Source organism: Sphaerimonospora mesophila, from assembly GCF_001417795.1.
Classification (GTDB): domain Bacteria; phylum Actinomycetota; class Actinomycetes; order Streptosporangiales; family Streptosporangiaceae; genus Sphaerimonospora; species Sphaerimonospora mesophila.
Genome location: NZ_BCBX01000035.1, coordinates 149,708 through 165,800 on the forward strand (window position 1 = coordinate 149,708; position 16,093 = coordinate 165,800).

Sequence of the window (16,093 nt, forward strand, 5' to 3'; positions counted from 1 at the left end):
GCTCACCCTTCCAGCTCTGCGTCGAGGAAGTCGAACAGTTCGTCGTCGCTGGCCGCGCGGAGCCGCTCGGCGACCGCCTCCCCGTCCGCGTCCGCCGCCGGGGCGGCGGTCAGCTCGCCGAGCAGGGCCTGCAGCCGGGCCGCGACCCGCCGCCGTTCCCCGCTGTCCACGCCGGCGGCCAGCGCGGCGGCGATCCCGTCCAGCGCGGCGTCGAGGGAGGGCCGCTCGCCCTCCCCGATCCGCCCGAGGAGGTAGGCGGCCAGCGCCTCCGGTGTGGGGTGGTCGAACACGAGCGTGGGCGGCAGGTCCAGCCCGGTGGCCGCGCCGAGCCGGTTGCGCAGGTTGACCGCGGCGAGCGAGTCGAACCCGAGGTCGCGCACCGGCCGGTCGGGCGGGATCGCCTCGACGCTCTCGTGGCCGAGCACGGCCGCGATCTCGGCGCGTACGGCCCGCACCAGCACGCGCGGTCGTTCGGTCTCGGAGAGCCCGGCCAGCCTGCGCGGCAGCTCGGCCTCCCCGTCGGCGTCGTCGCGGGGGGTCTGCGCGGCGCGCAGCACGCGGCGCACCTCGGCCAGGTCCGCGATCAGCGGCCGGGAGCGCAGCGCGGTGAAGGCGGGCACGAACCGCTCCCAGTCCACGTCGGCGATCACGACGGTCGCCTGGTCCTCCTCCAGCGCCTGGCCCAGCGCGGTCAGCGCGAGCGTAGGCTCCATCGCGGGCACGCCACGGCGGCGCAGCTGCTCGCGCCGCTCCGCCTCGGCAGCGGCGTCGCCGAGATCCACCTCGGCCCACAGTCCCCACGCCACGGCGGTTGCCGTACGGCCGTGGGCGCGGCGGAGCTCGGCGAGCGCGTCCAGGTAGGCGTTGGCCGCCGCGTACCCCGCCTGACCGCCGCTGCCCCACACGCCCGCGATCGAGGAGAACAGCACGAAGGCGTCGAGCTCCCGTTCGCCGAGCAGCTCGTGCAGGTGGGCCGCGCCCAGCGTCTTGGCCGCGAGCACGGACTGCAGCTCGGCCGGCCCGGTCTCGGCCAGGGCCGTGGCCTCCAGCGCGCCCGCGGTGTGGAAGACGGCGGTCGGCGGGTGCTCGGCGAGCAGCGCGGCCACGGCGGACCGGTCGGTGAGATCGCACTCGGCGACCGTCACCCGCGTCCCGTCGAGCTCCCGCGCGAGATCGCCGGCGGCGCCGCCGTCCCCGGGCGGCTCCACGAGGACGATGTGGTCGGCGCCGCGGGCGGCGAGCCAACGGGCCAGGTGGCCGCCGAAGCCGGTGGCGCCCCCGGTGACGAGCACGGTGCCGCTCGGCCGGAAGGCCCGCCCGGCGGCCGCCGCCGGGGTGGCCGCGCGGGTCAGGCGGCGGGCGAGTAGCCCGGATGGTCGTACGGCGAGCTGGTCCTCCTCACCCACCCCGGCCAGGGCACGGGCGATCCGGGGGACGATGCGGCCGTCGAGGGTGCCGGGTGTCCCCGGGAGGTCGATCAGGCCGCCCCACAGCCGGGGATGCTCCAGCGCCACGGCGCGTCCGAGCCCCCACACCTGCGCCTGCGCGGGGTCTCCGCCCCCCGGCCCCGCCGCGCCACGGCCCTCTGGTCCGACGGCGGCACGGCCCTCTGGGCCCACGGCGCCGCGGGTCGCCAGCCACAGCCGGACGCCGTCCAGGTCGAGGGCGTCGAGGGCCCGGACCAGGGCCACCGTGGCGGCCAGACCGGCGGGCACGGCCGGGTGGCCGGGCAGCGCGGCGGTGGCCAGGCCCAGCAGCGACAGCACCCCCGCGATCCTCCCGCGTGGCGCCGCCGCGAGCACGTCCGACAGTTCCTCGGGGGCGGAGGCGTCCACCATGACCGTGACGACGTCGGCCCCGGCCCCGGTCAGGGCGCCGGCGCAGAATCCGGCGATGTCCGCCCAGCCTCCCGTCTCGGCGTTCTGCTGGGCGGGCACGAGCAGCAGCCAGGTTCCGGTCAGGGTGGGCGGCGGACCCGCCGGTTCCCCGACGGGGACCCAGGTGACGCGATAGCGCCAGGAGGCGGTGGCGGACCGTTCGCGGCGGCGGGCGTGCCAGTCGGACAGGACGGGCAGGACCTCGCCGAGGGGGCCGGGCTCCGCCATGCCGAGCGCGTCGGCGAAGCGTGCGGGGTCCGCGCTCTCGACGGCCGCCCAGAAGGCGCGCTCCATCGGGTCTGCCGCTTCGGCCGGGCGCTTCTCCTCTCCGGGCTCCAGCCAGTAGCGCCGCCGCTGGAACGGGTACGTCGGCAGTTCCACGGGCGGCGTGGCGGCCCTGCCGTACGCGGGCCGCCAGTCGACGGGCAGACCCGCCACGTGCGCCTCGGCCAGGCCGGTCAGGAACCGGTCCGGCCCGCCGTCGTCACGCCGCAGCGTGCCCACCACCGTGACCGGTACGGCCGCCTCGTCGGCCGTCTCCCGGACGGCGGCGGCGAGCACGGGATGCGGGCTGATCTCCACGAACGCCCGGTGGCCCTTGTCCAGCAGGGTGCGGGTGGCCTCGGCGAAGCGCACGGTCTGGCGCAGGTTGCGATACCAGTACTCCTCGTCCAGCGAGGCCCCGTCCACCCACTGCCCGGTGACCGTGGACAGGAACGGGACGTCGGGACCGCGCGGGGTGATCCCGTCCAGGGCCCGGCGCAACTCGTCGCGGATCGCCTCCACGCCGGACGAGTGGGAGGCGTAGTCCACCGGCAGGCGGCGGACCTGCACGCCCGCGGCCTCGTGCCCGGAGACCAGCTCCTCCAGCGCGGCGGGGTCGCCCGCGACGACGACGGAGGAGGGACCGTTGACGACGGCGAGCGCGAGCCCCGACTCCGTGAGGTCCAGCCGGTCGGGAGGCAGCGCCAGCGCGGCCATGCCGCCGGTGCCGGCCAGCGCGCGCAGGGCCCTGCTGCGCAGGGCCACGATCCTGGCGCCGTCGGCCAGGGACAGGGCTCCCGCCACGCACGCCGCCGCGATCTCACCCTGGGAGTGCCCCACGACGGCGGTGGGCTCCACGCCGTACGAACGCCACAGATCGGCCAGCGCGACCATCATGGCCCACAGCGCGGGCTGCACGACATCCACCCGATCCGGGTCCGCCGGGTCACGGCCGCGCAGCGCGTCCTCCAGCGACCAGTCCACGTACGGCGCGAGCGCCTCGGCGCACTCCGCGATCCGCGCGGCGAACACCGGTTCCCCGTCGAGCAGCGCGGCCCCCATGCCGAGCCACTGCGAGCCCTGGCCGGGGAAGACGAACACCGCTCCCGTGTCGGGTCCCGCCGTCCCCCGCACCACCCCGGCCGCCGCGTCGCCCCGCGCCAGCGCGGCCAGCCCGCCGGCGAAGCCCGCGCGGCCGGTGGCCACGACGACGGCGCGCCGTTCGAGGGTCGCCCGGGTGACGGCCAGGGCGTGGCCGATGCCGGCCAGATCGGGCGCCGGATCGGCCTCCAGGCGGGCCAGCAGCCGGTCGGCCTGCTCGCGCAGGGCGGCCTCGCTCTGGCCGGACAGCACCCACGGCAGCGGGCGCCGCGGCTCCTCCGGGTTCGGCGCCGGGATCGGTTCCTCCGCCGGCGCGGCCTCCACGATCACGTGGGCGTTGGTGCCGCTGATGCCGAAGGAGGAGATCGCCGCCCGCCGGATGCCGCCGGTCTCGGGCCAGGGCACGGGCTCAGTCAGCAGGGACACCGCGCCGGCGGCCCAGTCGACGTGCGGGGTCGGCTCGTCCACGTGCAGGGTGCGCGGCAGCGTGCCATGCCGCATCGCCTGCACCATCTTGATCACTCCGGCGGCCCCGGCCGCCGCCTGGGTGTGACCGATGTTCGACTTGACCGAGCCCAGCCACAGCGGGCGTTCGCGGTCGCGGCCGTAGGTGGCGAGCAGGGCCTGCGCCTCGATCGGGTCGCCCAGGGCGGTGCCGGTGCCGTGCCCCTCCACCGCGTCCACGTCCGCGGGGTCGAGGCGGGCATCGGCGAGTGCCCGGCGGATGACCCGCTGCTGGGAGGGCCCGTTGGGGGCGGTGAGCCCGTTGGACGCGCCGTCCTGGTTGACCGCGCTCCCCCGGACGACGGCGAGCACGCGGTGCCCGTTGCGACGGGCGTCGGACAGCCGCTCCAGCAGCAGCAGGCCCACTCCCTCGCTCCACCCGGTGCCGTCGGCCGAGGCGGCGAACGACTTGCACCGGCCGTCGGGCGCCAGGCCGCGCTGCCGGCTGAACTCCACGAAGGTGCCCGGCGTGGCCATCACGGTCACCCCGCCGGCCAGCGCCATCGAGCACTCGCCGCGCCGCAGCGCCTGCGCCGCCAGGTGCAGGGCCACCAGGGAGGACGAGCACGCCGTGTCCACGGTGACCGCCGGCCCTTCCAGCCCGAAGGCGTACGCGAGGCGCCCGGAGGCGACGCTGCCCGCCGTGCCGGTGCCGACGTAGCCCTCCAGCTCGCGTGGTACGGCGGGCAGCAGGGCCGCGTAGTCGTGGTACATGACGCCGACGAAGACCCCGGTGTCGCTGCCGCGCACCGCGGTCGGGTCGAGCCCGGCGCGTTCGAAGGTCTCCCAGGTGACCTCGAGCAGGAGCCGCTGCTGGGGGTCCATGGCCAGCGCCTCGCGGGGACCGATGCCGAACAGTTCCGCGTCGAACCGATCGGCGTCGTAGAGGAAGCCGCCCTCACGGGCATAGCTGGTGCCGGGGTGGTCGGGGTCGGGGTCGTAGAGCGACTCCAGGTCCCAGCCGCGGTCGGCGGGGAACAGGGAGATGCCGTCGCCGCCCGAGGCCACCAGGTCCCACAGGTCCTCGGGGGAGCGTACGCCACCCGGGTAGCGGCAGCCCATCGCCACGATGGCGATCGGCTCGTCGGTGGCCGGCCCCGCCTGTCGGGGCTGCGTACGGACGGGGTCCGTCGCGGGGGTCAGGACCTCCCGGAGCAGATATTCGGCGAGGGCCGACGGCGTGGGGTGATCGAACACGAGCGTGGCCGGCAGCCGGACGCCCGTGAGCGTGGCCAGCCCGTTGCGCAACTCGACGGCGGTGAGGGAGTCGAGGCCCAGCTCGGTGAAGGTCGCCGTGGGCGGCACTGCCTCGAACCCGCGATGACCGAGCACCACGGCCACCTGGGTGCGTACGGCGTCCAGCGTGATCCGGGCCCGCTCGGCGTCCGTCCGGCCGGCGAGGCGGCGGGGCAGCTCGGCACCGCCCTCGGCGGGGGCGCGGCCCGTACGGACGAGGCCCGGGCTGACGAGGCCCGCCAACAGCGGCGGCACGGGCCCGGCGCCGGCGGCGAGGTCCAGGCGCATCGGCAGCAGCACGGCGTCCGCCGCCGCGCCTGACCCAGCGCCTGACCCAGCGCCGGACACCGCGTCGAACAGCGCCAGCCCCTCCTGCGCCGTCAACGCGGGAATCCCGCGGCGCGCCCCGCTCGCCATGCCGGTCTCCAGCTCCCACAGGCCCCAGGCGAGGGAGGTCGCGGGCAGGCCGTCCGCCCGGCGACGCCGGGCGAGGGCGTCCAGGACCGCGTTCGCCGCGGCGTAGTTGGCCTGGCCCGGCGCGCCGAACGTGGCGGCGGCCGAGGAGAACAGGGTGAACGACCGCAGCGGAAGGTCCCGGGTCAGCTCGTGCAGGTGCAGCGCCGCTTCGGCCTTGGGCGCCAGCACGGCGGCGAGCCGGTCGGGGGTGAGCGCGTCGAGCAGGCCGTCGTCCAGCACGCCCGCCGCGTGCACCACCGCGGTGAGCGGATGGGCCGGATCGATCCCGGCCAGCAGGGCGGCGACGCCCGCTCGGTCGGACACGTCGCACGCGGTGACGGTCACCTGGGCGCCCATATCGGACAGCTCGGCCCGCAGCTCGGCGGCCCCGGGTGCCTCCGGCCCGCGCCGACCGGCGAGCAGCAGGTGACGTACGCCGTGCTCGCGCACGAGGTGATGGGCCAGCAGGCGGCCGAGGGCCCCGGTGCCGCCGGTGACCAGCACCGTTCCCTCCGGGTCGTACGCAGGCCCGGCCGGGTGCTGATCACCGGCCGGGAGTGCGGCACGGGCCAGGCGTGGGGCCAGCGGCCTCCCCTCGCGCACGGCCACCCGGGGTTCACCGGAGGCCAGCACGTGGTCGAGGTTCCGGTGCGACTCGGCGCTTCCGTCGAGATCGACCAGGAGGAAGCGGCCCGGGTGCTCCGACTGGGCGGACCCGATGAGCCCCCAGACCGCCGCTCCGGCCAGGTCCGGACTGGCGGAGTCTCCGGGGCCGGTCGCCACCGCGCCCCTGGTGATCAGAGCGAGGCGGGTCTCGGGCAGGCGGCCGGAGGCCGTCCAGTCCTGCGCCAGGGTCAGCGCCCACTCGGCGGCACGGCGTACGGCCCCGGCCGTGTCGGCGTCGGGGTCGGTGGGTCTTGGGAAGGGGACGAGCACCACGTCGGGGGCGGCGTCGCCGTCGGGTAAGGCCGCCAGGTCCGGGTACACCGGTGCGTCCACCCCGGCGTACGGCCCGGTGATCGCTCCGGTGTCCGGCCCGGTGATCGGTCCGCCCAGGACGGCCAGGCGGAGGGCGGGCGCGGCCTCGGGCACGGGAAGCTCGGTCCACTCGACCCGGAACAGGTGCCGGCCGACCCCGGCCAGATCTCCGGCCGGGAGCGGGCGGAAGGTCAGCGCGTCGATGGTGGCGACGGTGCGCCCGGCGGTGTCGGCCAGTGTGAGGGACAGGGAGTCCGGCCCGAGCGGAGTGAGCCGGGCGCGCAGGACCGTCACCCCCGGCACGTGCACCCGGACTCCCGACATGGTGAACGGGACGCGGGCCTCCGGCGACGCGCCGAGCCCCGTCGCGTGCAGGGCAGCGTCGAGGAGGGCCGGGTGGAGTGCGAATCCTTCGGCGTCGGAGCGGAGCCGCTCGGGCAGGGCGACCTCGGCGTAGACGCGATCCCCGTCCCGCCAGGCGGCCTGCAGGTTGCGGAACGCCGACCCGTATTCGAGACCGGCCACGGCCAGCTCGTCGTACAGCGTCGCCACGTCGGCCGGCTCACCCGGTGGCGGCCACTCGGCCAGATCGGGCAGATCACCGGGAGCTGAATGGCCGGTGGAGAGTGCGGCCGTGGCGTGCCGCGTCCACGGCCCGTCGTCGAACCGGGTGTGCACGGTCACCGTACGCCCGTCGGGCGAGGCCAGGACCTGGAGCGTCGCCTCCCCGCCCTCGGGGAGCACAAGCGGGGATTCGAAGGTGATCTCGCCGATGTCGGCGCCGCCCGCGTGCTCGGCCGCGTGCCGCACCAACTCGGCGAAGACCGCGGCCGGGACGACCACGGCGCCCGCGACCACATGATCGGCGAGCCAGGGGTGGGTCCGTGTGGACAACCTCCCGGTAAAGACGAGCCCGCCGTCGCCGTCGGCCGGCGTCACCGCCGCCCCGAGCAGCGGATGCCCGGCCGGGGACAGGCCCAGCCCGGTCGCGTCCCCGCCGGAGACCCGGGGCAGCCAGTAGTCCTCGTGCTCGAACGGGTACGTGGGCAGGTCGACGAGCCTGCCGGAGAGCATCGCCCGCCAGCTCACGTCCACGCCTCGGGTGTGCAGCTCGCCGAGCGCGGTCAGCAGCGTGCGCGGCTCGTCGCGATCCCGGCGCAGCAGGGCGACCACGGGGTGGTCGGGCAGCAGTGCGGTCAGCACGCCGTCCGGCCCGACCTCCACCAGCGTGGTGTCCTCGCCGAGTGCCGCGACCGCCTGGGCGAACCGCACCGGCTCCCGCACCTGCCGCACCCAATACCCCGGCGTGTCCAGCTCCTCGGCCGGAAGACCCGTCACCGTCGAGACCACCGGAATCACCGGCGCACGGAACTCCAAGGTCGACGCGACAGCCTCATACGGCTGCAGCATCGGCTCCATACGAGGCGAGTGGAAGGCATGACTCACCCGCAACCGCCGCGTCCGCCGCCCAAGAGCAGCGAAATGATCCGCGATCCGGACCACGTCGACTTCGTCGCCGGACACCACCAGCGAACCCGGCCCGTTGAACGCCGCGATCGACACCCGCTCACCCAGCAACGGCACGACCTCGGCCTCCTCGGCCTGGACCGCGACCATCGCCCCACCCGCGGGCAGGTCCTGCATCAACCGTCCCCGCGCCGCCACCAACGTGCACGCATCCGCCAAGGAGAGCACCCCGGCCACATGCGCGGCCGCCAGCTCCCCGATCGAATGCCCGACCAGCACGTCCGGGCGTACGCCCCACGACTCGACCAGCCGATACAACGCCACCTGAACCGCGAACAACCCCGCCTGGGTGTAGACCGTCCGATCCAGCAGACCACCCTCGGCGATCACCTCACGCAACCGGCGGTCCAAATGTCCATCGAGCTGCGCGCACACCTCGTCGAAGACCCGGGAGAAAACCGGGAACCGGGCCGCCAGCTCCAGCCCCATCCCGGCCCGCTGACTCCCCTGCCCCGAGAACAGGAACGCCACCCTGCCCCTGACCGTGGAGGCCGAGATCGTGAGGTGGTCGAGCTCGGCGAGGAGTTCCGTACGATCCGCGGCCACGACGACCGCGCGGTGATCGAACCGCGGGCGCAGCGCCGCCGAGTACGCCACGTCGCGCAGCGGCACGTCCTCGTGCTCGCGCACATACGCCGCGATCCGGGCGGCCTGGTCGCGCAGTCCCCGCTCGGTCCTGGCCGACAGCACCACGGGCAGCGCGGCAGGACTCGGGTCGGCAGACGGCGCGGGCGCCTCCTCCTCGGCCGGTGCCTGCTCCAGGATGACGTGGGCGTTGGTGCCGGAGATGCCGAACGACGACACCGCGCACCGCCGCACCCGCCCGGCCTCCGGCCACTCACGGCCCTCGGTCAGCAACTCCAGCGCACCCGACGACCAGTCCACATGCGGCGACGGCGCATCCACATGCAACGTCTTCGGCGCCACCCCGTGCCGCATCGCCTCGACCATCTTGATCACACCGGCCACACCGGCGGCCGCCTGCGTATGCCCGATGTTCGACTTGATCGACCCCAACAGCAGCGGCCGTTCCCGGTCACGGCCGTAGGTCGCCAGCAACGCCTGCGCCTCGATCGGGTCGCCCAGCGTCGTCCCGGTCCCGTGGGCTTCGATCACATCCACGTCAGCGGGCGACAGTCCAGCGTTGGCCAGCGCCTGACCGATCACCCGCTCCTGCGACGGACCGTTCGGCGCCGTCAAACCATTCGACGCGCCGTCCTGGTTCACCGCACTGCCACGCACCACGGCAAGCACCCGATGCCCGTTGCGGCGGGCGTCCGACAGCCGCTCCACCACCAGCACCCCGACACCCTCGCCCCACCCCGTGCCGTCAGCAGAGGCCGAGAACGACTTGCACCGCCCATCCGGCGCCAGCCCCCGCTGCCGACTGAACTCCACGAAGACGCCGGGTGAGGCCATCACGGTCACCCCGCCGACCAGGGCCATCGAGCACTCGCCGCGGCGCAGCGACTGCCCCGCCAGGTGCAGGGCCACAAGCGAGGACGAGCACGCGGTGTCGACGGTGACGGCCGGCCCCTCCAGACCGAACGAGTACGCCAACCGTCCGGACATCACGCTGGCGGCGCCACCGGTCAGCAGATAGCCGTCCGCACCCTTCACCGTCTGGTCGTAACGCGGGCCGTACTCCTGGTACATACCGCCGATGAAGACGCCGGTGTCGGTGCCGCGCACCGAGGCCGGATCGATCCCCGCCCGCTCGAACGCCTCCCACGACGACTCCAACAACAACCGCTGCTGCGGATCCATCGCCAACGCCTCACGCGGCGAAATCCCGAAAAATCCGGCATCAAACGACGCAGCGTCGTACAGGAAACCCCCCTCACGCGCATACGACCGCCCCGCCCGCCCAGGATCATCGTCGAACAACGCCCCCAGATCCCAACCCCGATCAGACGGAAACACCCCCACCGCGTCCCGCCCCGACACCACCAGATCCCACAACCCCTCCGGCGACGACACCCCACCCGGGAACCGGCACGCCATCCCCACGATCACGACGGGATCGTCGGCGACGGCCGTACGGGCCGGGGCGGGGGAGACCGGCAGCGCCCTGGGCTGCCCGAGCAGTTCGCGGCCCAGGTGTGCGGCGAGCACGGCGGGGGTGGGGTGATCGAAGGTGAGCGTCGCGGGCAGGCGGAGTCCGATCGCCTCGCCCAGCCGGTTGCGGAACTCGACCCCCGTGAGCGAGTCGAAGCCGATCTCCTTGAACGGACGGTCGGCCGCGACGGCGTCCGGGGTCGCGTGGCCGAGGACGGCCGCCGCGTGGCCGCGCACCAGGTCGAGAAGCGCGTGATCGCGGTCGGCTTCCGGCATCTCGGCGAGCCGCCGCGCGTACGAGCTGTCGGACGTGGGCGCGGAACGTGCGACGGCGCGGGCGGCCGGGGCTCTGACCAGGCCGCGTAGCAGCGCGGGGACGGGGGCACGCCCACCGCGGAAGGCGGTCAGGTCGAGGTGGATGGGCACCTGCACGGGTTCGTCGGCCGCGAGAGCCGTGTCGAACAGCTTGAGCGCGGCCTCGGTCGAGAGCGGCCGTACGCCGGAGCGGGCCATCCTGGCGAGGTCGGCCTGGCCGAGCCCACCGGTGATCCCACTACGCTCCGCCCACAACCCCCACCCCAACGACACACCCGGCAACCCACGACCACGCCGCCACGACACCAACGCATCCACAAACGCATTCCCCGCCGCATACGCCCCCTGACCCGGACCCCCCAACACCCCCGCAGCCGACGAAAACACCACAAAACCCGCCAGATCCCGCCCCCGCGTCACCTCATCCAGCACCACCCCACCAGCCACCTTCGCAGCCAGCACCCGATCAACCCGCCCCGCATCCAACCCCCCGACCAGACCGTCCTCCACCACCCCCGCCGCATGCACCACCACCGACAACCCACCCAACGACCCCACCAACGCCGCCATCGCCCCCCGATCGGCCACATCAGCCGCAACCACCCGCACCCGCGCCCCCAACGCGGACAACTCCTCCACCACCCCCACACCACCACCACCCCGCGACACCAACACCACATCCCGCACCCCATACGCCACCACCAGATGACGCGCCACCAACCGCCCCAACGTCCCCGTACCACCGGTGATCAGTACGGTCCCCTCCGGGTCCCAGAGGGGGCGGGGCACGGTCAGGACGACCTTCCCGATGTGCCTGGCCTGGCTGAGGTGACGGAACGCCTCCGGAGCGCGGCGCACGTCCCAGGTGGTGAGGGGCGGCAGGCTGAGCGCGCCCGACGCGAACAGGTCGAGCAGGTCGGCGAGCATCCGCTGGACCAGCCCGGGATCCGCCCGCATCAGGTCGAACGGCAGGTACGTCACCTCGGGGTGATCGGCCGGGTCGCGCAGGTCGGTCTTGCCCATCTCCAGGAACCTGCCGCCCGGCCGCAGCAGGCCGAGCGAGGCGTCGAGGAACTCCCCGGTGAGCGAGTTCAGCACCACGTCGACCCCGCCCGCGAACCGCTCGGCGAACTCCAGCGTGCGCGAGGAGGCGATGTGCGCGTCGTCCACGCCGAGGGCGCGCAGCGCGTCCCACTTGGCGGGGCTCGCGGTGGCGAAGACCTCGGCGCCGAGGTGCCGGGCGAGCTGGACGGCGGCGGTGCCGACGCCGCCCGTGGCGGCGTGCACGAGCACCTTCTCCCCCTGCCGCAGCCCGCCCAGCTCCACGAGGCCGTAGTAGGCGGTGAGGTAGGCGATCGGCACGGCCGCCGCCGCCTCGAACGTCCATCCGTCCGGCATGCGGGCGATCACCCGGTGATCCGCGACCGCCGTCGGCCCGAACGCGCCGGAGAACAGGCCGAACACGCGGTCCCCCGGCACGAGCCGGGTCACGCCGGGGCCCACCTCTGTGACGATCCCCGCGCCCTCACCACCGAGCGGCACGTCCTCCGGATAGAGGCCAAGGGTGATCAGCACGTCCCTGAAGTTGACCCCAGCCGCCCGCACCCGGACGCGTACCTCACCGGGCGCGAGCCGTTCCGGGGCGGGCGCTGCGGCCAGGACGAGCCCGTCGAGGGTGCCCTTCACCGGCGCCTCGAGCCGCCAGTCCGGCGCTCCCGTCGGCGGGATCAGCCCGGGACCGGCGGAGACGCGGGCCAGCCTCGGCGCGTACGCCGTACCGGCACGTATCGCGAGCTGCGGCTCGGCGGCGTCGACGGGCAGCGGCAGTCCGGCGGGTGTGCCACCGCGCGCCCCGGCCGTCCAGGTGTCCCGGTCGTCGATGTCGACCAGGAGGATCCGGTCCGGGTGCTCGGCCTGGGCGCAGCGGACCAGACCCCAGACGGCCGCGGCCGCCGGGTCGGGGGCCGCGTCGCCGGGCACGGCGGACACCGCCCCGCAGGTCACGACCACCAGGCGGTCGCCCTCGGCATGGTCCTGTGCCAGCCAGTCTCGTACGGCGTCCAGCGCCCGGTGCACCGAGACGCGGGCCGCCTCGGCGAGGTCGCCGGCCTCCTCAGGGAGCGGGCCGCAGTACGCGACGGAGACGCCGGGGGCCGGAGCCGGGTCGAGCTCGACGGGCGTGTGCGTCCACTCGACCCGGAACAGGGAGTCGTCGTGGGCGGCACCGGTCGCCCGCGCGAGGGGCCGCAGGACCAGGGACTCGACGGTGACGACGGGCCGGCCGGTGGGGTCGGCCGCGGTGATCGACACGGCGTCGTGACCGGCGGGCGACAGCCGGACGCGCAGGGCGGAGGCGGCCGCCGCGTGCAGCGTCACCCCGGACCAGGAGAACGGAAGCCGCACGGCCTCACCCGACCGCGCCGCCTCGTCCTGGCCGGGGGCGGCGGCCACCGCGAGGGCGTGCAGGGTCGCGTCCAGCAGCGCCGGATGCAGTCCGTACGCCCCGGCGTCCGCCGCGACTGCCTCGGGGAGGGCCACCTCCGCGTAGACGTCGGCGCCTGACCGCCACACGGCACGCAGCCCCCGGAACGCCGGGCCGTACCCGAGCCCAGCCTCAGCGAGATCGTCGTAACGCCCGTCCAGCGGCACGGGGTCGGCCCCCGGCGGCGGCCACTCACCGGTGACCGGGGAGGAGGCGGCCGGGCCGGTGGCGAGCACACCGCTCGCGTGCCGCGTCCACTCCTCGCCGGACGCGCTCGAATAGACGCCGAGCGTACGCCTGCCGGACTCGTCGGCCGGACCGACGAGGAGCTGCACGGACAGCGCGTCGTGCTCGGGCAGGGCGAGCGGCGTCTCGACGGTGAGCTCCTCGACGCGGTCGCAGCCGACGTGGTCGGCCGCGCGTACGGCCAGCTCGACGAAGGCGGCGCCGGGAAGGAGAGGGGTCCCGGCGATGGCGTGGTCGGCGAGCCAGGGATGGGCAGCCGGGGACAGCCTGCCGGTGAACAGCAGACCATCACCATCGGCCAGCGTCACCGCCGCGCCCAGCAGCGGATGACCGGCCGGGGACAGCCCCAGCCCCGCCGCATCGGCACTCGGCGGTGCCTCCAGCCAGTAGCGGCGACGCTGGAAGGCATAGGTCGGCAGATCGACCACCCGACCGGGAAACACCTCCCCCCAGTCGACGTCCACGCCACGGGTGTGCAGCTCGGCCAGCGCGGTCAGCAGCGTGCGCGGCTCGTCGCGATCCCGGCGCAGCAGCGCCACCACCGGCCGATCGGACACCATCCCGGCCAGCACACCATCCGGCCCGACCTCCACCAGCGTGGCATCCTCACCCAGCCCGGCGACCGCCTGGGCGAACCGCACCGGCTCCCGCACCTGCCGCACCCAATACCCCGGCGAATCCAACCCCTCGGCCGGAAGACCCGTCACCGTCGAGACCACCGGAATCACCGGCGCACGGAACTCCAAGGTCGACGCGACAGCCTCATACGGCTGCAGCATCGGCTCCATACGAGGCGAGTGGAACGCATGACTCACCCGCAACCGCCGCGTCCGCCGCCCAAGAGCAGCGAAATGATCCGCGATCCGGACCACCTCGTCTTCGTCCCCGGACACCACCAGCGAACCCGGCCCGTTGAACGCCGCGATCGACACCCGCCCACCCAGCAACGGCAGCACCTCGGCCTCATCGGCCTGAACGGCGACCATCGCCCCACCGGCCGGAAGGTCCTGCATCAACCGTCCCCGCGCCGCCACCAACGTGCACGCATCCGCCAGCGACAACACCCCGGCCACATGCGCGGCCGCCAGCTCCCCGATCGAATGCCCGACCAGCACATCGGGCCGCACACCCCACGACTCGACCAGCCGATACAACGCCACCTGAACCGCGAACAGCCCCGCCTGGGTGTACACCGTCCGATCCAGCAGACCGCCACCCTCGGCGATCACCTCACGCAACCGGCGATCCAAATGTCCATCGAGCTGCGCGCACACCTCGTCGAAGACCCGGGAGAAAACCGGGAACCGCGCCGCCAGCTCCAGCCCCATCCCGGCCCGCTGACTCCCCTGCCCCGAGAACAGGAACGCCACCCTGCCCCTGACCGGGGTGCCCCGGACGACACCGGGAGGGGTGTCGCCCCGGGACAGGGCGGTGAGTGCCGCGACGAGCTCGTGCCGGTCGGCGCCGACCACGGCGGCGCGGTGGGACAGGGTCGCGCGCGTGGTGGCCAGGGAGTGGGCCACGTCCCGCACATCGGCGTCGCCTACGGTGGTTGCCAGGCGGGCGGCCTGCTCGCGCAGCGCGTCCTCGCTTCTGGCCGACAGCGTCCAGACCACGGGGCCCTCGGCGTCCACGCCACGGTCCCGCTCCTGCTCCTCCTCGGCCGAGGCCTGTTCCAGGATGATGTGCGCGTTGGTGCCGGAGATGCCGAACGACGACACCCCGCACCGCCGCACCCGCCCGGCCTCCGGCCACTCACGGCCCTCGGTCAACAACTCCAGGACACCCGACGACCAGTCCACATGCGGCGACGGCGCATCCACATGCAACGACGGCGGCACCACCCCGTGCCGCATCGCCTCGACCATCTTGATCACACCGGCCACACCCGCGGCCGCCTGCGCATGCCCGATGTTCGACTTCACCGACCCCAGCAGCAGCGGACGCTCCCGCCCTGGGCCGTACGCACCGACCAACGCCCCCGCCTCGATCGGATCACCCAGCGTCGTCCCGGTCCCGTGGGCTTCGATCACATCCACGTCAGCGGGCGACAACCCCGCGTTGGCCAGCGCCTGACCGATCACCCGCTCCTGCGACGGACCGTTCGGCGCCGTCAAACCGTTCGAGGCGCCGTCCTGGTTCACCGCACTGCCACGCACCACCGCCAGCACCCGATGCCCGTTGCGGCGGGCGTCCGACAGCCGCTCCACCACCAGCACCCCGACACCCTCGCCCCAGCCCGTGCCGTCAGCCGAGGCCGAGAACGACTTGCACCGCCCATCCGGCGCCAGCCCGCGCTGCCGGCTGAACTCCACGAAGGTGTTGGGTGAGGCCATCACGGTCACGCCGCCGACCAGGGCGAGCGTGCACTCCCGGCGGCGCAGCGACTGGATGGCGAGGTGAAGCGCGACGAGCGAGGACGAGCATGCGGTGTCGACGGTGACGGCGGGCCCCTCCAGACCGAAGGTGTAGGCGACCCGCCCGGTCGCGATGCTCCCGGCGTTGCCGTTGCCGATGAAGCCCTCCACCTCCTCGGGCACCTCGTGCAGCCGGGAGTGGTAGTCGTGGTACATCAGCCCCGCGAAGACGCCCGTACGGCTGCCGCGCAGCGAGGTCGGGTCGATGCCGGCCCGTTCGAACGCCTCCCACGACGTCTCCAGCAGCAGCCGCTGCTGGGGATTCATGGCCAGCGCCTCACGCGGCGAGATCCCGAAGAAGTCCGCGTCGAAATCGGCCACGTCGTGCAGGAAGCAGCCGAAGCGGGTGGAGGAGGTGCCGGGTCGGGTGACGTCGGGGTCGTGGAGCTTGGCGAGATCCCAGCCGCGGTCGGCGGGGAACTCCGAGATCGCGTCGCGTCCCCCGGCGACCAGGTCCCACAGCTCCTCCGGCGACGACACCCCGCCCGGGAACCGGCAGGACATCCCGACGATGGCGATCGGTTCGCGGTCCGCCTCCTCGAGCTCGCGCAGCCGCCGCTGGGCGTCCTGGGCCTCGGCGATCGCCCGCCTGAGGTATTCGCGGAGCTTCTCCTCGTTGGCGTTCGGCATCG

Annotated in this window: 1 protein-coding gene; it reads right to left on the reverse strand. The window is 74.5% G+C overall.

Annotated features, from left to right (window positions below; translation table 11 throughout):
* Nucleotides 1-2: 2 nt before the first annotated feature.
* Nucleotides 3-16,091, reverse strand: coding sequence for a type I polyketide synthase (locus AP234_RS38645; protein ID WP_055480219.1), 16,089 nt, complete (start codon nt 16,089-16,091; stop codon nt 3-5).
* Nucleotides 16,092-16,093: the final 2 nt, after the last annotated feature.